This window comes from Corynebacterium pilosum DSM 20521 = CIP 103422 (assembly GCF_000373805.1).
GTDB lineage: Bacteria > Actinomycetota > Actinomycetes > Mycobacteriales > Mycobacteriaceae > Corynebacterium > Corynebacterium pilosum.
Map to the genome: position 1 here is coordinate 18,829 of NZ_KB892439.1, position 20,806 is coordinate 39,634.

Below are 20,806 nucleotides of genomic sequence, written 5' to 3' on the forward strand. Positions count from 1 at the left end.
GGGTCACATTAGCGTATTTGTGACCCCTCTAACAGCAAAACTGGATTACTGGTAGGACACGAACCACGGACGAGGATCCACGGTTTCGTAGGTCTGCTGCGGGGTAAAGGTTGGGGTGTCTTCATCGATGAAGTTCTTCCACGCCATGAACCACTCGTCGGACAGTCCCTCGCGCAGCGCGTTCCAGGTCTCAAACTTCAGGTCTGGGGTGCCGTGGCCGTCGGCGTGCAGCACGAACGCTAGCTCAGGATGGGAGGTGTCCACCTGGTCGCGATCGCGCACCATCTGGTGCTGGAACTGGTGCACCACGAACGCCTTCTGCGGCAGGTTATTCTCGCGGGTCAGATCCGCCAGCCACTGCGAGACCTCGTTGATCTCTGCTGCAGTGGTGTTACCGATGCGCTGCATTGGCAGCTCATCTGGTCCAATGCGCCACTCTGGGTCAATGGCAAGACCCACGTTCGGCCGCTTCAGCAGCTCCTCGTAGCGCTTCGCCTGCTCCAGGAAGGTCGCACGCCCTGGCTGCAGGTCCAGCACGGCATAACCGCCGGCCTCGGTGATCGCGTCGATGTAGCCGATAAAGCCCTCCGGCGCGCCCTCGTTGGAGTAGTCGCCGTCCTCACCCGGGAATTCGGAGGCCACCGTCACGATGATCTCAAACGCCGGGATCACAGGCTGGTCCTCAAACTGCTGGTACTCCTCGATGATCGGCTTCAGCCGCTCCACTGCCTCGGCCGGGGGCTGCTCGCCCATTAGGCCCAGCGCGTCGCCGGACGGATGACCGTACAGCGCAATCATGCGCCGGCCCGGGAAGACCAGCCCGCCGCCGCCTGGAAGCTCGCCATTGTTGGCCAGCTCGACGCGCTCCGCATAGTCCTCGTCGGAGCCCCACTGCGCCCCCAGCGCGATGGTGTCCTGCTCGGTCACGGTCTTCATGGACTCAGAGGTCATGCGCGGATCCGCGTAATCGAGGACCTCGATGTCAGCACCGGCCGCGTTCGCCGTAGCCGCCGCAGCCAGGGAGGTCACGTCGGTGGCGAACATCGGCGGCATGGCAAGATCCCGCTCTTCGCCCGGCTCCAGCGCCACGATCTCCGTGACAGCATCAGACTCAGGCGGGACGGTTACAGGCTTTGTTGCCTCCAGCTCCTCGTCGGCATCCTCGCCGCTGGCCGGCACGTTGATCACGCGATCCGCGCCCAGGCGTTCGATCTCCGCGTCCACAGCCTCATCGGTGCCGGAGTGGCGAACAAGCATCGGTGCGCCCAGCTTGACTGCGATGGCCGCAGCGTGCAGTTGGTCCTCGCGTTTCGACGAAGCGACCACCACGGTGTCAGATTCCTCGAAGAGGCGCTCAGACACTTCGACGCCGGTCCCATCTGAGTCTTCCAGAACCTCTGGGCCATTGGTCTCCAGCACGGGGCGGCCATCAGCGCTCTGGCCGTCAGCGCTGCCATTGGTACCAGATCCTGCACCGTTGCCATCGCCGCTACACGACGACAGAACGAGGGCACTAGACAGGGCGAGGGCGGTTACTCCGAGAGCGCTGCGGGAAAGTCGGCGCATGTCAAACCTTTCAATGGGAAATCAATGACAAAACAAAAGCACCCTTGCCGTGTACATTAGCAAGGGCGCATAAGACAACGGTGGTTACAGCCTACTGCAACGCAGCCGCGATCCGGTCACCGACCTCCGTGGTCACCACAGCAGCATCGGTACGCGCGGACACATCGGCGGACACTGCTTCCTCAATACGCACCGCATTGTCCTCATCGCCAAGCCAGCGCAGCATCATCGCGACAGACAAGATCATCGCGGTCGGATCCGCGATACCCTGCCCAGCAATGTCTGGGGCGGACCCGTGCACCGGCTCAAACATCGACGGGTTGGCCTTGGACGCATCGATATTGCCCGAAGACGCCAAGCCCACACCACCAGCAACAGCACCGGCCAGGTCCGTAATGATGTCACCGAACAGGTTGTCCGTCACGATCACGTCATAGCGCTGCGGGTCCGTCACCAAGTAAATGGTGGCCGCGTCGATGTGGTTATAGTCCACCTCTACCTCTGGGTACTCCTTGGCCACGTCATTGACAGTGTTCTGCCACAAAGTACCCGCATTGACCAGCACGTTGGTCTTGTGCACCAAGGTGAGCTTCTTGTTCCGGCTCATCGCCGCCTCAAACGCGTAGCGCACGGTGCGCTCCACACCGAAACGGGTGTTCTGGGAGACCTCAGATGCCACCTCGTGCGGGGTGCCTTGGCGCAGAGTACCGCCGTTACCGCAGTACAGACCCTCGGTTCCCTCACGGACCACGACGAAATCAATATCGCCAGGGTTAGACAGTGGGCTCACCGCGGTTGGGTACAGCTTGGAAGGACGCAGGTTCACGAAATGATCAAGCTTGAAACGCATCTGCAGCAGCAGACCACGCTCAAGAATGCCCGGCGCGACCTTGTCCGGGTCGCCAATAGCGCCGAGCAGGATGGCGTCGTGCTCGCGCAGGCTGGTCAGGTCATCGTCGGTAAGCAACTCACCGTTCTTGAGGTAGCGGCGCGTGCCCAGGTCAAAGTCTGTGGTTTCGATGTCGTCTCGTACCGCGTGGAGGACCTTGAGACCCTCGGCCATGACCTCGGGGCCGATACCGTCGCCACCAATGACTGCAATCTTCATCTTTCGGGAAGTCCTTTCAACCGTTGTCACCGTAGGTTTTATTGCCCAAAGCTTAGCAGCAGCGTCCCTGCGGGTTTGCTTCTTGGTGTGCCCAGCGCCGTTTCCAGTATTCGCGTTCTGTGGGCACCTCTGCCTCTGGGTGGTGTGTGGCGAGGTGGGCGCAGTACTTCTTGTAGTCGTTGTCCCCCATCAGTTCTTTGAAGTACCAGGAGATGGAGGCCGTGGCTTTTGCTAGCGCGTGGACCATGGTTAGTTTTCTCCCGTACTACCTTGTTCGATACCGAGGGTGTCCATCATCTGCTTTTCTTCCTTGGTGGCCATGAGTCCACGTGGGACGAAGGTGCGCGAGGGGGTGTCTGGCTCTTCGGTTGTCTCCAGCGGTGTTCCCGCGGAGCGTGCACGCACTGCTTGGACGGCAACGGCGAAGGCGGCACCAACGACGATCAACACCAGTACTGCGAAAACGACGGAGAGGATGCCCTGGATCATCGTGTTGCGCACCACCGCGGCGATGGCTTCTGGGCTGGAGGCTGTGCCGAATTCCGTCAGGCCTTGTTGTTGGGCTTCGCGGAAGCGTGCGTGCTGGGCGAAGTAGCCGATGGATGGGTCCGAGTGGAAGATCTTCTGCCAGCTTGCGGTCATGGTGACGACGAGGTCCCAGACCAGCGGTACCGCTGGGATCCACGCCCATTTGTACAGGCCCTTCTTGATGAAGATGACGAAGACCAAGCTGAGGGCCATCGCGGCGAGCAGCTGGTTGGCGATGCCGAACAGCGGGAACAGCACGTTGATGCCGCCGAGCGGATCGGTGACACCCATCAGCAGGATTGCGCCCCAGAGGAAGCACACGAAGATCGTGGAGATCCAGTGGCCTAGTGTCCAGTTGGGGTCTTTGAACTTGCGCAGGCCGGGTACGTTGCCCAGGGTGTCTGTCATCATGAAGCGCGCCACGCGGGTTCCGGCGTCGACGGTGGTCAGGATGAACAGGGCCTCAAACATGATGGCGAAGTGGTACCAGAATGCTTGGAGGGCAGGATTGCCGAAGAGGTCGGTCATGATTTCGCTCATGCCATAGGCCAGGGTTGGGGCGCCGCCGGTGCGCGAGACGATGGTGGCCTCCCCGATCGCATTGGCTGCCGCGTCGAGCTCGGCGGCGGTGATCGGCGTTCCTGGCAGGTCGAGCGTGCCGACGAATTCTGCCGCACCTTCCGATGTGCCGCCGGTGGCGGCTGCCGGGGCGTTCATGGCGAAGTACTTGTGGCGGTCAATCACTACGGCGGTGATCAAGGCCATGATCGCCACGAAGGATTCCATGAGCATGCCGCCGTAGCCGATGGAGCGCATGTGGGATTCCTTCTCCAGCAGTTTCGGGGTGGTTCCTGAGGAGATCAGGGCGTGGAATCCGGACAGCGCACCACAGGCGATCGTAATGAACAGGAATGGGAATAGGCTACCGGCGAATACTGGGCCGTCGCCGTTGATGGCGAAGGAGGTGATCGCTGGCATCTGCACCTCTGGCCGCTCAATGATGATGGCCACGGCCAGCAGGACGATGACGCCGATCTTCATGAAGGTGGACAGGTAGTCGCGTGGTGCAAGCAGCAGCCACACTGGCAGGATGGCTGCGACGATGCCATAAATGATGATCGCGATGGACAGCGAGGTCTTCGACAAGGTGAAGATTTCTGCGCCCCACGTAGTTTCGGCGACCCAGCCTCCACCGATGATCGCCGCCAAGAGCAAGACCACACCGATAATGGAGACTTCGGTTACTCGTCCTGGTCGCAGGAAACGCTGGTATACACCCATGAACATGGCAATCGGGATGGTCATCGCAATGGAGAACACACCCCACGGCGAGTCCGCGAGTGCATTGACGACGATCAACGACAACACAGCGATGATGATGACCATGATGATGATCGTCGCCGCAATGCCCGCGGCACCGCCGACCTTGCCCACTTCGTCTCGAATCATCTGGCCCAGGGAACGGCCACGGCGACGGGTGGATACCCACAAAACGAGGTAGTCCTGCACCGCTCCGGCAAAGACCACGCCAAACACAATCCACAAGGTGCCGGGCAGGTAGCCCATCTGGGCCGCCATGACAGGCCCCACCAGAGGACCTGCACCAGCAATAGCGGCAAAGTGGTGGCCGAACAGCACACGCCGGTCCGTAGGCACAAAGTCCGACCCGTCATTGACGTACTCGGCCGGGGTTGCACGGGTATTGCGCGGCTTGACCACCTTGTATTCGATCAAGCGCGCATAGAGTGTAAAACCGATGATGTAGGTGCCGATGGCAGCCGCCACCAACCACACTGAGTTAATTGTTTCGTCGCGGTTCAGCGCAATCGCGCCCCACCCGAACGCAGCGATAATGGCGCACACGGCGATGATCAGGCGCTCGACCGGCCCGATCATCTTCTCTGGGCGGATGCCGACGATATGTTCTTGGCCGTCTTCGGTGACGGTCGTCTCGACCCGGTCCGCGCCGGGTCCTTCGGTGATGGTGCTCACGAAGTTCTGCCTTTCAAGTCCACACGTACCCACCACAAGCCACATAGCGTGACGGGCACGTCAAGAAGAAGCGTCTGTGATTCAGACCATCAAAGCATGGCACATTAACCGTGAACACGGATAGAAATGACGAAAAAAGATAGAAACCGGCCCCGCACAGTCCGGATGGAAAGTGCGGGGCCGGTTGATCGTCGAAAAGCGAAGTTGCCCTAGTCCAGGTTGAGCTGCAGTGCATTCGCGTCGACGGTGGCTGCGACCTCTGCCTCAAGGTCTTCCGGAGCCTCGCGCTCAACGCGCAGGATCAGGATCGCACCATCGCCCTTGGTCGCCTGGGTCAGCGCCGCGGCCTCAATATTGATGCCGGAGTCGCCCAGCTTGGAGCCGACCTTGCCCAGCGCACCCGGCTGGTCGGTGTAGCGCAGGAAGAGGTTCTGACCCTCAGCGCGCATATCGACGCCACGGCCGTTGATGCGCACGATCTTCTCGATGCGCTCCAGGCCGGTCAGTGCACCGCGCACAGAAGCGGTCTCGCCCGCTGCAGATACGGCCTGCACCTCGACGACGGAACGGTGCGTCTCAGACTCGGTCTCCGTGTCCACGGAGTACTCCAGGCCACGCGCCTCAGCGATCTGAGGAGCGTTGACGAAAGTCACCGGCTCATTGGTCACGCCGGAGAACAGACCGCGGACCGCGGACAAGCCCAGAACGTTGACGTCCTCGGTGGAGAGCTCGCCACGCACGGTCACCTTAAGCGACACAGCGGCATCGCCCAGCAGCTTGCCCGCAACCAGGCCCAGCTTGCGGGCCAGGTCCAGCCACGCGGAAACCTCTTCGCCAACGGAACCGCCGGAAACGTTGACCGCGTCTGGTACGAACTCGCCGGCGAGCGCCTTGAGAACGGAATCCGCCACGTCGGTACCCGCGCGGTCCTGCGCCTCAACGGTGGACGCACCCAGGTGTGGGGTCACAACGACCTCATCCAAGGCAAACAGTGGGCTGTCGGTGCATGGCTCAGTGTCATACACGTCAAAACCAGCACCGCGGATGTGGCCAGAGGTGATCGCATCGGCCAGAGCCTGCTCGTCGACAAGCCCGCCGCGAGCCGCGTTGATGATGATCTGGCCCTTCTTTGCCTTCGCCAACAGGTCCTTGTCGAACATGCCAGCTGTTTCCTTCGTCTTCGGAAGGTGAATGGTGACGAAGTCAGCGCGCGCCATCAGGTCCTCAAGCTCAACGAGTTCCACACCCATCTGTGCCGCGCGAGACGGGTTCGCGTACGGATCATAGGCGATGATGGTGGTCTCAAATGCCTGCAGGCGCTGGGCAAAGAGCTGGCCGATGTGGCCGAAGCCGACGATACCGACGGTCTTGCCGAAGATCTCCACGCCCTTGAAGGAGGAGCGCTTCCACTCCGCGTCACGCAGGGTCTTGTCGGCAGCAGGGATCTGGCGCGCAGTCGACAGCAGCAGGGCGATCGCGTGCTCGCACGCAGAGTGAATATTCGAGGTGGGGGCGTTCGCCACCATCACGCCACGCTCGGTGGCTGCCTCAATATCCACGTTGTCCAAGCCCACGCCAGCGCGGCCAACAATCTTCAGGTTCGGCGCGGCTTCAAGAACCTCACGGTCCACGGTGGTGGCGGAACGCACCAGCAACGCATCTGCCTCAGGAACAGCGGCGAGCAGCTCCGGGCGGTTGGGCCCATCGACCCAACGGACCTCGACTGCGTCTCCCAGCGCGTCGACGGTGGATTGTGCAAGCTTGTCAGCGATAAGCACGACTGGTTTAGTCACGAAATTTTCTCCTGAGATCAGTACAAATAATCAATGGCGGCTGCCGAAGCTATCCTATCGCTGGCAAGCAAGCCCCGGGGTATCATTCGGCCTTAATTCTTTCTTCCGCCGCCCGAATTCGCTTAGCCAGCTGTCCCTCGGTGCCAAACTCCTGCCCCAAGGCAAGCAATGGGCGATCAGCCAAACCGATCATCTCACGCAAAGTATCGCGACTACTCACCGGATCGGGGTTATCCACAAGACTGACTTCAGCACCAAAACTGCGCGCATTGATCACAGCCACAAGATCAGAGCGCGGCGTGGCTACCACTTTCGGGGCCATGTCGGCATCGCGCGGGCCTTGTGCCGGAAATGGTCGCGCATCGGCACGCGTTCCGACGAAAGGCTCTTCCCACGTCGCCTTCAACCAGACGGGTTCTTTCTCATCCACGCCCACAACGGCAGCCACAGCGTCCTCTGGCTGGTCCACCTCGACGACGTCAAAAGCCAGCGCGGTCATCGTCTCCAGTGCTTCCATGCCACCCGGGTCACGGATCACCTGCACGGTACCGCGCGCCGGCGCTAGCAGCACTTCCCCGACCGTCAGAATGGTGTGCCCACCAAGCCGCTGGATCTCCTCGACAACCTGGCGATGATTATCGGGCGTGTACACCAACACCGGCGCGTGCGTCATGATCGCCACAGAGGCACCCCGCAGCGCAGCACTCACCGTGTCATCGACGACGATCACCGTCTCTGAACTATCGAAAAACGCACGCGAAGTCTCAAACCCATAAGGGTCCTCCATCACCACGGGATGATCAGGAAACTTACTACTTACCGAACGGTTCTGGTTCACCGCGCGGGCCTGCTCAATGGGATCCACGGCGGCTTCTGGCGCACACCCCGCCAGAAGACCGGCGCAGACGACGAGGGCGCTAAGCCTCTGCTTCGTCGAGAGTGTCATCGAGTGGGTCGTCGTCACGCGCCTGCTCACCTTGGTTTGTGGATTCGAACTCACCGTCACGGATGACAGGCTTGTTCATCGCATACTCCACGATGCCGACGAAACGCTCACGACGATCGTCGAAGAACTCGTGGCACTTCGTTGAGAACAGATGCTCCGGCTCCAGCTCATGCGTTGCCAGAACCGCATCGAATTCGTCGTCTTCCATGATGGATTTTGACTGGATGCGGCGCAGATAGCGCTTCGGCTCTCCCCCATCCAGCACAACTTCAGTGCGCTTTCCCATCGGGGTGCGGTTCAGCACCGAATAAGCGACCTCGGGCTCAATGCCCTGCTGCGTGCAAAAGGCCGGCGGGAAAATCATGTAGAAGCCCGGCTGCAGCTCCGGCAAGGTCTCCTGGTTGAACTCCTGGCCGGTCCGCCAATCGCGGGCACCACGCGCCATCAACAGCGCATAGATGCCACGGTAGACGCCCGAATCTTCCCTTGCGGAGACCAGGCGGGACTCATAGAACTCAGCGTCGCGCACCGTCTTCGGCACCTCTTCGGCCTCCCCCTTCATCCATGCGGTGACTTGGTCGGTATCGCGACCAGCGCGAGTCGTCGGCGCGGAGCTGCCATAGAGCTCTCCGAATACACCGGACCAGAACCACTGGTTCAGGCGATCACGGGCCTGAACGTCTTCCAACACCCCAGGGGTTTCTGCCAGGCGGGCCAACAGCACCGCCAATGGCACCAACTGGTTGGTGTATGGCACCTGATCGGTGGTCAGGATGCAGCGTCGCGCAAGAAACACAGAGGCCTGGTCGAAAGCGTCGATCAGTTCCTCCGATGCACTGAGATAATCGCTCAGCGTGAGATTCAAGATGTCGCCGCGGTGCCCCGTTGCCTGACCACGCCGGCCACTCACCAGCAGGGATACAGCGCGCAGGAAGTGAATCCGGTCGATACCGTCCAGTGCAGGGTGCTTACGCAGGTGCTTTTCCACCTTTGCCCAGTGGTCCGCCAAACGGAAGGACTCATCCTCTGCGGCAAACACTGCGGTGAGCAGCTCGAAAACGTCCATGCGGTGACCAGAGCTATTGGCGTGGGCGAAGATCTGCCCCACGCCCGACTGCGGGGTGTCGCGATCCAGACGAATCATCGGAATGTTGTAGGCGGACACGGCCCGCAGCACCCGGCTATAAAACTTCTTCACGTCTTCGCGAACCTGCGCGTCTTCCGAGTGCGCTGCCATATCGAACAGGAGGTCATTGCCCTCCTCGTGCAGCAGGTACGACACCGGAACAACATAGTTATTCAGCATATCTTCACGAGTAAGCAGCCCACCGGGGATGCTTGGCCCGAAGTGGGACCTCACGCGACCGTCTTCGTCAATGGCGAAAACGGCTTCGTCGGGAAGCGTCTCCGAGGAGACCGCCAAGCGCACGTCCACATAGAAGCGTCGGCGGATCGGCTGGTTGCGGTAATCCACGGTGTCGACGAACCCATCGCCGTGCAGCGCGTTGTACAGCACCGTGAGGCGCTGGTGGCCGTCGAGCAGCAGGAGCCCTGGGTCCACGTTGAGGTCAGGCGCGCGCTTGACCGGGCGGGGCTTGAAACGCGTCGGGGTGTTGCGAGTATCCAGGGCCAACAGCGACCCGATGGGATAACCACGCAGCACAGAACCGATGACGGAACGGATGCTGTCCAGTGTCCATACCAAATCATGTTGGAAGTCAGGCAGTTGCAGCTCGTTACGATCGATCCGGTCAAACAGGTCAGTCAGTGAATAACTTGGAGAGGTAAAACCCATATACCCCACCCTAGCGCTGACAGCTTTGTTATGCGCAGCGAACCCGCGCTAAGTCACATCTTTAACAGACCTGCTCGTGATCAATGTGTTCCGGATGCTCAATCTGAATCGTCGAATGCTCAATATCATGCACCCGCAGCCGCGCCTGCGCCTCGTCGAGAAGCGGCCCGGTGCACCCCTCATCCGCCACCACCAAGTGGCACGTGGCCAGCACCTCTACCCCATTGGTCGACCAGACATGCAGGTCATGCACCGCCTGAACCCCCGGGATCTGCTCCAGATCCGCCTGGATCGCGTCCATGTCCACCCCTTCAGGAACCTGGTCGAGCAAGACGCGTAACGACGACCGCAGCAGCTTCACTGCACGTGGCAGAACCATCGCGGCGATGACTAAGGATGCCACCGAGTCAGCCCATGTCCAGCCAGTGAAGTGGATGACTATGGCGGCAACAATCACTGCAACAGAGCCGAGCATATCGACGATCACATGAAGGAAAGCCCCTTCAACGTTGAGGGAGTTCTCGCGCTGCCTAGACAACACCCACGCCGAGGCCGCGTTCGCCAACAGGCCAATCACGGCGACGGTAGACATGAGCCCCACGTGAATGTCAGCCTCTGACCGGGTGCGCAGTATGGCCTGCACGACAATCACCACCGAAATCGCGATCACCGTCACGGCGTTAATGGCCGCAGCGAGAACCTCGACACCGCGGTAGCCATAGGTTGCGCGTGCCGACGCCGCCTTGCGCCCCACCAGCACGGCGATCACCGCGATGATCAGCCCCGTGGCATCGGAGAGCATGTGCATTGCATCGGCGAGCAAGGCCATGGAACCGGAGACGAGACCACCGATCACCTCAGCGAAAAACACTACCGAGGTCAGCGTCAGCGCCGTGATCAGCGCACGCAAGGATGCCGACTGCGGATCAATTGCATGATCGTGGTCGTGATCGTGGTGGAGGTTCTTTCCAGTGGCCATGTCTGCCACCTTACCCACTACCGACACTTATTGACAAGCTATTGAAAATACAAGAGGGGAGAAAAAAGCGCCCTGCAACCGCGGGGGTTGGCAGGGCGCGTCGTCGATAAGCGAATTAGTGAGCGGTGTCGGACAGCTCGACCTTCACCCAGCTCATCATGTCGCGCAGCTTCGCACCGGTCTCCTCGATCGGGTGCTTGGAGTACTCGTCGCGCAGACCCTCAAGCTCCTTGTTGCCGCCTTCGATGTTGGCCAGCAGGCGCTTGGTGAAGGTGCCGTCCTGAATATCCTTCAGGATGTCCTTCATGCGCTCCTTCGCACCAGCGTCGATAACGCGTGGGCCGGAAAGGTAGCCGCCGAACTCAGCGGTGTCAGACACCGAGTAGTTCATGTTGGCGATGCCACCCTCGAACATCAGGTCCACGATCAGCTTCAGCTCGTGCAGGACCTCGAAGTACGCCATCTCTGGCTCGTAGCCCGCCTCGGTGAGCACCTCGAAACCGGTCTTAACCAGTTCCTCGGTACCGCCACACAGGACAGCCTGCTCGCCGAACAGGTCGGTGACAGTCTCTGCCTCGAAGGTGGTCGGGATAACGCCCGCGCGGCCACCGCCGATTGCGGAAGCGTAGGACAGTGCCAGAGCCTGGCCGTTGCCCTCTGGATCCTGATCGATAGCGATCAAGCAAGGCACGCCCTTGCCGTCAACGTACTGGCGGCGGACCAGGTGGCCTGGGCCCTTCGGTGCAACCATGCCGACGACGATGTTGTCTTCTGGCTTGATCAGGTCGAAGTGGATGTTCAGGCCGTGGCCGAAGAACAGAGCGTTGCCTGGCTTGAGGTTTGGCTCAATGTCCTGCTCGAAGATCTGTGCCTGGGAGGTGTCCGGAGCCAGCAGCATGACAAGGTCTGCCCATGCGGCAGCATCCGCGTTGTTCTTGACCTCGAAGCCAGCTTCCTTTGCCTTCTCCGCGGACTTGGAGCCGTCGCGCAGGCCGATAACGACCTCAACGCCGGAGTCACGCAGGTTCATTGCGTGTGCGTGGCCCTGGGAGCCGTAGCCGATGATGGCGACCTTCTTGCCCTGGATGATCGACAGATCAGCATCGTCGTCGTAAAAAACCTCAATTGCCATGAGTGTTGCACTCACCTTTCTTTGTTTAAAAGTTCTTAGTGGCCGATTATGCCACGAGATAGTTTTGTTTCCGTTATTAGTGGTTACTTGGACGGTGCCATTGTCTTTGGCCCGCGGTTCAGCGCGATCTCACCGGAGCGGATGAGCTCGCGGATCCCGAAAGGCTCCAAGACATCCAAGAACGCCTTCAGCTTGCTTGGCGTACCAGTGGCCTCAATCACTACCGATTCTGGGGCCACGTCGACGATGCGTGCGCGGAAGATGTTCGCGGCATCGACCACCTGAGGGCGGTTCGAGTTGGTCGCGTTGACCTTCACCAGCATCAGCGAACGTGCGATGGTGGCGTCTTCCTCAAGGCGGACCACCTTGATCACCGGAATGATCTTGTTGAGCTGCTTGGTCATCTGCTCAATCTGGTGCTCTGTCGCGTCCACCACGATGGTCAGGCGGTTCAAGCCCTCGGTCTCTGTCTTCGCTGAGACCAGCGACACCAGGTTGAATCCACGGCGGGTGAACATTGCAGTCACGCGAGAGATGATGCCGTCGACGTCCTGGACCTGAACAGACAGGATGTTGCGAGTGATCTCGTTCATGATTAGTTCTCCTTCTGCTGTGCAGCGTCGTCGATGGCCTCGTCGATCTCAGCCGGCGAAGCAGCTGCCGAATCTTCGTTTTCGAAGAAGGGGCGCAGACCGCGGGCGTATTCGATGTCCGAGTTGGACGATCCTGCCGCGATCATCGGCCATACCTGCGCGTCCTCGCCCACGACGAAGTCAATGACCACTGGGCGGTCGTTGATTTCGCGTGCACGCTGGATGGCTGGCAGCACTTCTTCTTCCTTGGTCACGCGGATCGCTTCAGCACCGAGTGCCTCAGACAACTGCAGGAAGTCTGGGATGTAGTGCGTGTCCTGATGCAGTTTCGTGTTGGAGTAGTGCCCCTCATAGAACAGGGTCTGCCACTGGCGGACCATGCCCAGGTTGCCGTTGTTGATCAGGGCAACCTTGATGGGGAACCCTTCCACCGCGGCAGTGGTAATCTCCTGGTTGGTCATCTGGAAGCAGCCGTCACCGTCGATCGCCCAAACTTCCTTGTCCGGGCAACCGGCCTTCGCGCCGACCGCGGCCGGGATGGCATAACCCATCGTGCCCAAGCCGCCGGAGTTGAGCCAGGTGCGTGGGTTTTCAAAGTCCACGAACTGGGCTGCCCACATCTGGTGCTGGCCCACGCCAGAGACGTAGATCGCCTCGGGGCCTACTTCCTTGCTCAGCGTCTCGATGACGTACTGCGGCGAGAGCTCCCCGTTCTCCTGTGGTTCGTAACCTCGAGGGAAACGCTCCTTCAGACCGTGGAGGTAATCCACCCACGGCTTGATCTGCGGCTTGTCTACCTTCTTAGACCTCTGGAAGGTCGACAGAAGTGCGTGGAGGGTTTCTTTGGCATCGCCGACGATCGGAACATCGACCGCGCGGATCTTGCCGATCTCAGCTGGGTCAACATCCGCGTGAATCACCTTGGCGTTCGGCGCAAACGCGTCAGGATCACCGGTGACGCGATCGTCGAAACGCGCACCGATCGTGATCAGCAGGTCGGATTCCTGCATCGCACCAACCGCCGGTACGGAGCCATGCATGCCGGGCATGCCCATGTGCAGTTCGTGTGATTCTGGGAACGCGCCGAGTGCCATCAGCGTGGTCACCACTGGGATGCCCGTGTAATCGACGAAGTTGCGCAGTTCCTCGTGCGCGTCGGCCTTGATCACGCCACCACCGATGTAGAGAACGGGGCGCTCCGACTTCGCGATCAGCTGGACCGCCTGGGAAACCTGGCGCGAGTGCGGGGTGGTCACCGGCTTGTAACCCGGCAAGTCCACCTTCGGTGGCCACACAAAGTCCATCTCCTGGTTCTGGACGTCCTTGGGAACGTCCACCAGAACGGGGCCTGGACGGCCGGACTCAGCCAGATGGAACGCGGCTGCGATGGCCATAGGAATGTCATTGGCATCAGTGACCATGACATTGTGCTTGGTGATCGGCATGGTCACGCCACGGATATCGGCCTCCTGGAAGGCGTCGGTGCCCAGCAGGGAGGACCCGACCTGCCCGGTAATTGCCACGATCGGCACGGAGTCCAGGTTCGCGTCGGCAAGCGCGGTGACCAGGTTGGTCGCGCCCGGACCAGACGTAGCGATGCACACGCCGACACGACCCGACGCAAGGGCGTAGCCCTCGGCCGCGTGACCGGCGCCCTGCTCGTGGCGGACGAGCACGTGGCGGAGGTTCTCGGCTGCGTACAGTGCGTCATAGAGCGGAAGTACCGCTCCGCCGGGAAGGCCGAACACAAGGTCCGTCCCCAGTGCCTCAAGGCTACGCACAATTGCTTCGGCGCCAGTCATGCGCTCGGGCGCAGTGCCCGCCGCTTTCTTGGCGGCCGTTGCCGGCGATGGCTTATTGGAAGCTGCCACTGTCTATAGCTCCTTTGAAAGAGAAGAGTTAAACGTTGCATCGGCTCCTAGGTGTGGGGCCGAAATTGTTTAGCCGTCTGATGCGCGACCACATAACAAAGCCCTCGTACAGGCACTGTGGGTGGGTGCTGTCGAGGGCGCTTGTCACAACGACGAGAAGTGGTTTCTCACCGTCACGGCAGGCGCCGTCGCGGTACCACTACTAGTCGCAAAATGATCATGCGGTAGATCATACACGGTTCACAGTCGGTTACACGTATTGGGGGCTACTCTCGGTGTTGTTATGCCTTTCGAATACCTCTTTGCCTCCATTTGGAGATGGATCGCCGACTCTGGCCTTAATATCGCCATCCTCGTTGTCATCGCTTTCCTAGTACCGCGCGCCGGCCGCCTAGCCACGCGTGTGCTGGAACGCCGCGTGCAGGAGGAAGGCGACAAGGACGAGGGCAAAAGCAAGCTCGCGCTCGCCGGCGTCGGTGTTTATGTTGCAGAGCTCATCGCGTTTTTCATCATCGCGGTAATGATCCTGCAAGAATTCGGCTTTTCGCTAGCCGGCGCCGCCATTCCGGCCACGGTCGTCTCGGCCGCCGTCGGTTTTGGCGCGCAGTCCATCATTGCGGACTTCCTCGCGGGCTTTTTCATCCTTTCGGAGAAGCAGTATGGCGTGGGAGACTGGGTGGCGTTTACCGGCAATGGGGTGGATGTGGAAGGCACGGTCATCCAGATCACGATGCGCTCGACCCAGATCCGCACGATCGACCAGTCCACCGTGAACATTCCGAACTCCACGGCGCGCGTGGCGATCAACCGGTCAAATTACTGGTCACGGGCGGTCGTCGTTATGCCCGTACCCCTGCTGGGATCCTCTAGCGCGAAAGATGCTTTGCGACGATCGGAAGGCGCCACCCGTCGCGCACTGGCACGCCCGGAGATTGCCTCAGAGGTTATCGGCGAGCTAGATGTCCACCCAGCGGTCAATGTAGATCCGCCAGCGACTGTAGGTATGCCGTGGACCGTCGACATGCGTTTCATGACCCAGGTCAAGGCTGGTTCGCAGTGGTTAGTTGAGCGCGCTATACGAATGTCGATCTTGGATGAGTTCTGGGACGAGTACGGCTCCGCGACCACTATGGATGGCACGCTCATCCAAGAAGCAAAGACTTCGTCGATCCCTGCAACGCGTGCGACGATTGAGAAGCTTGACGACGAGGCGCCGACCGAAATGATGCCAACTGCGTCGGCACCTGATGCCGATCCGGAAACGGAGGTAATTCAGGCCACTGGCACCGACTCGGACCAACCAGATGTGCCACCAGAATTCGAAACTGACGAGGGCAAGGATCCGGCCGTCAAGGACGCGGAGCAGGACGTCACCGCTGATGAAGGACAAGAGGACGAAGACGACGACACAACCGACAAGAAGCGGTCGACGTTCCGCGACATCTTGACCGCTGGTCGCCGGATGCGCCCCTCCACGGCAATCTTGCTGCTGGTGTTGCTCGTACTGCTGATCCTGCGCGGACTGACCGCATCGGGCACGTATAACGACGAGCATGTCTCGGGAGTATTGGCTCCTCCTCCCCTGTCGTCTACTGAATCGACGCCTCCACCACCCACCGAGGACGTCGCCCCAGAGCCCACTCCGCCTGCTGAACCAACGGCACCGACGGGTACGCCGGCCCCGACCGCGACCTCTGGGCCTGCGGCACCGGGTCAGACCACGCAGCCACAGGGCACTGACGGCGGCTACTACCAGGAGCCTGGTCAGCAGAACTCGCCGCAACAACAGCAATCACAGGCCCCTGCGGCGCCGACGAACCCCGCTCAACAGCAGCAGCCAACCGCGGGGAATGACCCGCAACAGGCTCCACAGGAGACCGGCGGGGCGGCACCGATGACGGCCCCTGCGCAGACCGCTAATCCGGTTCGATAGCATGTGATCTATGAGTTCCGCAGAACAGAGGTCGGATTCCACCTATTTCCGGCCCGAACGCACGCACGTTATTGCCACCCTTCTAATGACGGGCATTGCGCTCATCGGGATCAGCTGGGCCCCATTAAAACTGGGCTGGCTGCTCATCTTCCCGATCCTGTTCCTCGTCTGGGTGTTCAAAGCCCATACACGTATCGACGAACGCGGCGTCTTCATCAACTATCTATTCAAGAAAAATGTCTCCATCCCCTGGGATGAGTTCGACGGCATCGCCTTCGAAGGCTCGAAGGCCAAGGCGCGCGATAGCGCAGGGAGGGAATATTCCCTACCCGGTGTGACGTTTAACTCATTACCCGCTCTCGAAGAAGCATCCCGGGGCCGAATCCCCGATGTCCTCACCGAGGGTTTGGAATCTCTTGACGGCAAGGTGTCTGTGATAGACAAGGATGGCCGCCAGGTGCTCATGACCCAAGAGGAATATCAGGCCTACGAGGCCAAGAAGAAAAACGGCGCTGCTGAAGAGCACGCGCCAGAAGAATCAAATAGACAATCACAAAAGGAGTGACATGGTCTTCCCCCTCCGTTCACGAGTCACGACCGTCGGCCGTCAGGCTGCGGGTGCTCGCGCGCTGTGGCGCGCAACAGGAACGCAAGAAAATGAGTTCGGCAAGCCCATTGTGGCCATTGTGAACTCCTACACCCAGTTCGTTCCAGGACACGTCCACCTGAAAAACGTCGGCGACATCGTTGCCGAGGCGGTTCGCGCAGCCGGTGGTGTGCCGAAGGAATTCAACACGATTGCTGTCGACGACGGCATCGCCATGGGACACGGCGGCATGCTGTACTCGCTGCCAAGCCGCGAGATCATCGCGGACTCCGTGGAGTACATGGTCAACGCCCACACCGCCGATGCAATGGTGTGCATCTCCAACTGCGACAAGATCACCCCTGGCATGCTCAACGCAGCAATGCGCCTGAACATCCCCGCCGTCTTCGTCTCCGGCGGCCCGATGGAAGCCGGCAAGGCTGTCGTGGCCAATGGTGTTGCAAAGACCAACTCCAACCTGGTCGACGCAATCTCCTACTCCGCCGACGACAACGTCTCGGACGCAGAGCTTGAGAAGATCGTCGAATCCGCCTGCCCCACCTGTGGCTCCTGCTCCGGCATGTTCACCGCCAACTCGATGAACTGCCTCACCGAGGCCCTGGGCCTCTCCCTGCCTGGCAACGGCACCACCCTGGCAACCCACGCGTTTCGTCGTGAACTGTTCGTCAAGGCCGGCGAGACCGTCATGGAGCTGTGCAAGCGCTACTACGGTGAGGAGGATGAGTCGGCGCTACCACGCAATATCGCCAACCGCGACGCTTTCCGTAACGCCATGGCCCTCGACATGGCTATGGGCGGATCCTCGAACACGATCCTGCACACCCTGGCCGCAGCTCAGGAGGGTGAGGTCGACTTCGACCTGACGGATATCGACGAACTCTCGCACGAGATCCCGTGTCTGTCCAAGGTCGCGCCTAACGGCACCGCGCACGTGGAAGACGTTCACCGCGCAGGCGGCATCCCTGCGATCCTGGGCGAGCTCAACCGCGCCGGCCTACTGAACAAGGACGTCAACACCATCAAGTATGACTCCCTTGACGCCTGGTTGGACGACTGGGACATTCGCGGCGGTAAGGCCACGGAGGAGGCAGAGGAACTGTTCTACGCTGCCCCAGGTGGCGTGCGCTCCACCGAGGCGTTCTCTCAGTCGAACCGCTGGGAGACGCTAGACACGGACCCAGAGAAAGGTGTCATCCACTCCGTCGATTACCCCTTCTCCTCCGACGGTGGCCTCGTCGTTCTGCGCGGCAACCTCGCTCCAGACGGCGCAGTGCTCAAGACCGCTGGTGTGGAAGAGGAACTCTGGGAGTTCTCGGGACCGGCCCGCGTGGTCGATTCCCAGGAGCAGGCCGTGTCGATGATCCTGAACCGTGAGGTCCAGCCTGGTGAGGTCGTCGTCATCCGCTACGAGGGACCGTCTGGCGGCCCTGGCATGCAGGAAATGCTGCACCCCACCTCCTTCCTGAAGGGTGCGGGCTTGGGCAAGAAGTGTGCGCTGATCACCGATGGTCGCTTCTCCGGCGGTACCTCGGGCCTGTCGATTGGCCACATCTCCCCCGAGGCTGCGCACAAGGGCTTGATCGCCTTGATCGAGAATGGGGACACGATCTCCATCTCCGTGAACAAGCGCGAACTCACCTTGGACGTGGACGAAGAGGTACTGGAGGATCGTCGACAAGCGATGGAAGCCTCCGACGCACCATGGACTCCGAAGCGCGAGCGTGTCGTCTCGAAGGCCCTGCGTGCTTACGCCAAGATGGCGACAAGCGCCGATAAGGGTGCGGTGCGCCAGGTCGACTAAGAAACGACTAGACTGTCACGAATGATCGACCGTGACACTCATCAGCTTCTGCCCACCATCGTCAAGTTCCTGACGGTGGTGGGCTTTGCTGCTGGTCTCGGGGTGGTGGCCTCCCACATCAAGCAGACCAACTTCCCCGTAGACATGATCATTTACAGGGAGGGCGCGCGAGCCTTTTTCAGCGGCGAAGAGGTCTACTCCGTGCCGATGTACGCAGGAGACCTCGCGCTTCCCTTCATCTATCCGCCTTTCGGCGCGCTGATTCTCGGCCCGCTTACTCCGTCCTCCATCTCGGATGCGCTTGCCGGCGACATCATGGTCGTCATCTCCGATATCTTGCTGCTGGTGTGCGCCTACTTCGCCTTCAAGGCCCTGCTGCCGGACGCGGACCGGGGCCTACGCTGGTGCTTAACGACGATCGCCTGGGTCGCCGGCATGCTGATTGAACCGGTGGTACTGAACCAAGGCTTCGCGCAGATCAATATCGTGTTGATGGCGCTGGTGTTCATCGATCTGGTGCCGCGTAAGCGCTACCTGCCGCGTGGCTTCTGGATTGGGATCGCGGCGGCGATCAAGATTTCGCCGCTGGCCATGTGCCTGTACTTCCTGCTGCGCAAGGAGTTTCGCGCCATCTTCGTCACCGCTGCCACCGCCGTGGGCGCCACCCTAGTCGCTGCTGCGGTGCGGTGGGATGCCACGGTGGAGTATTTCTCCGTCACGCTGCTGGGCATGAGCTCGGGCAACGAGTTCGGGGTGGACTCCACCTACCAATCGAACAGCTCGATCAAGGGCATGCTGATGCGCTTTGCGGAATCCCAAGAGCAACTGGATGCCCACGGAACGCTGGTCAACGTGGTGTGGCTGGTGCTGTCGCTGGTGACGATCGGGCTGGGCGCGTGGCTGATGGTGGCCTTGATGCGCCGCGACATGCACGTGGACGCGATCTTGGTGAATTCGGTGATCATGTTGTTGATCTCGCCGGTGTCCTGGTCCCACCACTGGGTCTGGCTGGCACTGATCCTGCCGGTGGCAACGTGGCGCCTGCTCACCGTACTGAAGGGAAACACCGCCCTAGCAGCGGTGACTGCGCTGTGGGCGGTGTTGGTGCTCACCAATCCCCCGAAGTGGTGGTTTGGCGATGCCATCGCCGTCTTCGAGCTGGCGATCTGGCAGAAGATTCTGGTCAGTGACTTCGTCTGGCTGGCTGCGGCCGCGCTCCTGGCGCTAGCGGCTGCCATCAAGCAGGTACCTTTAAGCCAGCGGGTTCATGCCGGTGCCGAAGATCCACACGGCGATCAGCGCCACGATTCCTAGGATGATGAAAATCCAGGAGCTGGCCAGCGGGCGGCGCGCCCAGCTACGGCCGGTATCAAAGGAGTAGAGGCCCGGGCCCGTGAACTGCAGGACCACGGACAGGCCGAGCAGGATCACGCTGAGCCACACGGTGTCTGGCCAGCCGAAGACATTGAGTCCCGCGCCCTCCGAAGCGAGCGCGTGCAGGGCCATGAATCCAGTCGCCACCGTCGCGACCATCGCCGCCACCGGTGTGATCAGGCCGAGCAGCAAGAACACTCCGGCTGCCAGCTGCGCGGTGGGAAGCGCGATGGCCAGGATATCGCCGTAGGCATAGGCGGAAAAGGCACGCTCCAACCCGGCAAGGCCTTCGTCCCCGCCCAGGCGGAAGAAGGTGGCCACCGAGGTCAGGATGAGGAAGCCGCCGGCAAGGATGCGCAGCAGCAACAATCCCAGGTCGGTGGTTCCGCGGCGGGCATCGTCGACACGCGTATCGACGACCAACTCTTCCTGCTCATAGCTCACAGGAGCTTCGGTAGCTACAGGCTCTGCGACCAGCGGCTCACTGCTGAGCGCGGTGGACGGCGCTGGCTCCGTGGGCCTTTCGAACACGGTGGTGTGCGCGTCCGCGGGTTCGATCCGCTCGGGTGCGGCCCTGCCGGTGCGATCATAAATGGACGTGGTGGGGTTCTGGGCGTCGTAGGATGGCACGTCGAGGTCGTCGATCTCGTCGACGTACTCTGGTTGCGTCTTTCGGTCATTATCGCGGGGAAGTTTGTCACTCATAAGCCCAAACTTAGGCGAGGTCGCGCCTCAGGTCCGGCAGCGTGAACGGCGCGCCGGAATATTTGGTCGTTGACAGCTCACCA

16 protein-coding genes are annotated in these 20,806 nt (G+C 60.9%); 4 read left to right on the forward strand and 12 right to left on the reverse strand.

Annotated elements, in window-relative coordinates:
* Positions 1–45: 45 nt before the first annotated feature.
* The 11 genes from B097_RS0101600 to B097_RS0101650 form a co-directional block, all read right to left on the reverse strand.
* Positions 46–1,566 (reverse strand): cell wall-binding repeat-containing protein, encoded by a 1,521-nt coding sequence (locus B097_RS0101600; protein WP_018580783.1) that lies wholly within the window; start codon positions 1,564–1,566, stop codon positions 46–48.
* A 91-nt stretch (positions 1,567–1,657) separates the two neighbouring features.
* Positions 1,658–2,674, reverse strand: coding sequence for a 3-isopropylmalate dehydrogenase (locus B097_RS0101605; RefSeq protein WP_018580784.1), 1,017 nt, complete (start codon positions 2,672–2,674; stop codon positions 1,658–1,660).
* Between the two features lie 52 nt (positions 2,675–2,726).
* Complete coding sequence (locus B097_RS0101610) at positions 2,727–2,921, reverse strand: YbdD/YjiX family protein (protein ID WP_018580785.1); 195 nt, start codon at positions 2,919–2,921, stop codon at positions 2,727–2,729.
* A gap of 2 nt (positions 2,922–2,923) precedes the next feature.
* Entirely contained in the window at positions 2,924–5,239 is a 2,316-nt protein-coding gene (locus B097_RS0101615) for a carbon starvation CstA family protein (RefSeq protein WP_081617985.1), read from the reverse strand.
* 164 nt (positions 5,240–5,403) lie between these two features.
* Positions 5,404–6,987 (reverse strand): phosphoglycerate dehydrogenase, encoded by a 1,584-nt coding sequence (serA, locus tag B097_RS0101620; RefSeq protein ID WP_018580787.1) that lies wholly within the window; start codon positions 6,985–6,987, stop codon positions 5,404–5,406.
* Positions 6,988–7,069: 82 nt separating this feature from the next.
* Positions 7,070–7,951, reverse strand: coding sequence for a hypothetical protein (locus B097_RS0101625; RefSeq protein ID WP_237559384.1), 882 nt, complete (start codon positions 7,949–7,951; stop codon positions 7,070–7,072).
* Complete coding sequence (locus B097_RS0101630; RefSeq protein ID WP_018580789.1) at positions 7,905–9,728, reverse strand: GmrSD restriction endonuclease domain-containing protein; 1,824 nt, start codon at positions 9,726–9,728, stop codon at positions 7,905–7,907. Before B097_RS0101630 ends, B097_RS0101625 begins: the two co-directional genes overlap by 47 nt.
* Before the next feature lie 61 nt (positions 9,729–9,789).
* Positions 9,790–10,707, reverse strand: coding sequence for a cation diffusion facilitator family transporter (locus tag B097_RS0101635; RefSeq protein ID WP_018580790.1), 918 nt, complete (start codon positions 10,705–10,707; stop codon positions 9,790–9,792).
* 115 nt (positions 10,708–10,822) lie between these two features.
* Complete coding sequence (gene ilvC, locus B097_RS0101640; RefSeq protein ID WP_018580791.1) at positions 10,823–11,839, reverse strand: ketol-acid reductoisomerase; 1,017 nt, start codon at positions 11,837–11,839, stop codon at positions 10,823–10,825.
* Between the two features lie 83 nt (positions 11,840–11,922).
* Positions 11,923–12,432 carry an acetolactate synthase small subunit gene (ilvN, locus tag B097_RS0101645; protein WP_018580792.1) on the reverse strand — a complete coding sequence of 170 codons (510 nt, stop codon included), beginning with the start codon at positions 12,430–12,432 and terminating at the stop codon, positions 11,923–11,925.
* A gap of 2 nt (positions 12,433–12,434) precedes the next feature.
* On the reverse strand, positions 12,435–14,303 hold the full coding sequence (locus tag B097_RS0101650; RefSeq protein WP_018580793.1) for an acetolactate synthase large subunit: 1,869 nt from the start codon (positions 14,301–14,303) through the stop codon (positions 12,435–12,437).
* Between the two features lie 283 nt (positions 14,304–14,586).
* Here B097_RS0101650 and B097_RS12290 point away from each other — a divergent pair, with 283 nt between their 5' ends.
* From B097_RS12290 to B097_RS0101670, 4 genes are read left to right on the forward strand one after another with little or no spacing between them, the layout of a single operon-like run.
* Entirely contained in the window at positions 14,587–16,236 is a 1,650-nt protein-coding gene (locus B097_RS12290) for a mechanosensitive ion channel family protein (protein ID WP_018580794.1), read from the forward strand.
* A 10-nt stretch (positions 16,237–16,246) separates the two neighbouring features.
* Entirely contained in the window at positions 16,247–16,801 is a 555-nt protein-coding gene (locus B097_RS0101660) for a PH domain-containing protein (protein ID WP_018580795.1), read from the forward strand.
* Position 16,802: 1 nt separating this feature from the next.
* Positions 16,803–18,644: a dihydroxy-acid dehydratase gene (gene ilvD, locus B097_RS0101665; protein ID WP_018580796.1), complete on the forward strand. Its 1,842-nt coding sequence runs from the start codon at positions 16,803–16,805 to the stop codon at positions 18,642–18,644.
* A 21-nt stretch (positions 18,645–18,665) separates the two neighbouring features.
* Entirely contained in the window at positions 18,666–19,958 is a 1,293-nt protein-coding gene (locus tag B097_RS0101670) for a glycosyltransferase family 87 protein (RefSeq protein WP_018580797.1), read from the forward strand.
* Here the strand turns inward: B097_RS0101670 and B097_RS0101675 are convergent.
* Positions 19,896–20,723, reverse strand: a complete 828-nt coding sequence (locus B097_RS0101675; RefSeq protein WP_018580798.1) for a DoxX family protein — start codon at positions 20,721–20,723, stop codon at positions 19,896–19,898. The genes B097_RS0101670 and B097_RS0101675 overlap by 63 nt on opposite strands.
* Between the last annotated feature and the right edge of the window lie 83 nt (positions 20,724–20,806).

Coding starts and splice junctions, on each gene's coding strand:
- B097_RS0101600 (WP_018580783.1), bottom strand. CDS start 1,566: ATGCGCCGACTTTCCCGCAGCGCTCTCGGAGTAACCGCCCTCGCCCTG.
- B097_RS0101670 (WP_018580797.1), top strand. CDS start 18,666: ATGATCGACCGTGACACTCATCAGCTTCTGCCCACCATCGTCAAGTTC.
- ilvN (WP_018580792.1), bottom strand. CDS start 12,432: ATGAACGAGATCACTCGCAACATCCTGTCTGTTCAGGTCCAGGACGTC.
- ilvD (WP_018580796.1), top strand. CDS start 16,803: ATGGTCTTCCCCCTCCGTTCACGAGTCACGACCGTCGGCCGTCAGGCT.
- B097_RS0101675 (WP_018580798.1), bottom strand. CDS start 20,723: ATGAGTGACAAACTTCCCCGCGATAATGACCGAAAGACGCAACCAGAG.
- B097_RS12290 (WP_018580794.1), top strand. CDS start 14,587: ATGCCTTTCGAATACCTCTTTGCCTCCATTTGGAGATGGATCGCCGAC.
- B097_RS0101610 (WP_018580785.1), bottom strand. CDS start 2,921: ATGGTCCACGCGCTAGCAAAAGCCACGGCCTCCATCTCCTGGTACTTC.
- B097_RS0101635 (WP_018580790.1), bottom strand. CDS start 10,707: ATGGCCACTGGAAAGAACCTCCACCACGATCACGACCACGATCATGCA.
- B097_RS0101630 (WP_018580789.1), bottom strand. CDS start 9,728: ATGGGTTTTACCTCTCCAAGTTATTCACTGACTGACCTGTTTGACCGG.
- B097_RS0101660 (WP_018580795.1), top strand. CDS start 16,247: ATGAGTTCCGCAGAACAGAGGTCGGATTCCACCTATTTCCGGCCCGAA.
- B097_RS0101615 (WP_081617985.1), bottom strand. CDS start 5,239: ATGTGGCTTGTGGTGGGTACGTGTGGACTTGAAAGGCAGAACTTCGTG.
- B097_RS0101605 (WP_018580784.1), bottom strand. CDS start 2,674: ATGAAGATTGCAGTCATTGGTGGCGACGGTATCGGCCCCGAGGTCATG.
- ilvC (WP_018580791.1), bottom strand. CDS start 11,839: ATGGCAATTGAGGTTTTTTACGACGACGATGCTGATCTGTCGATCATC.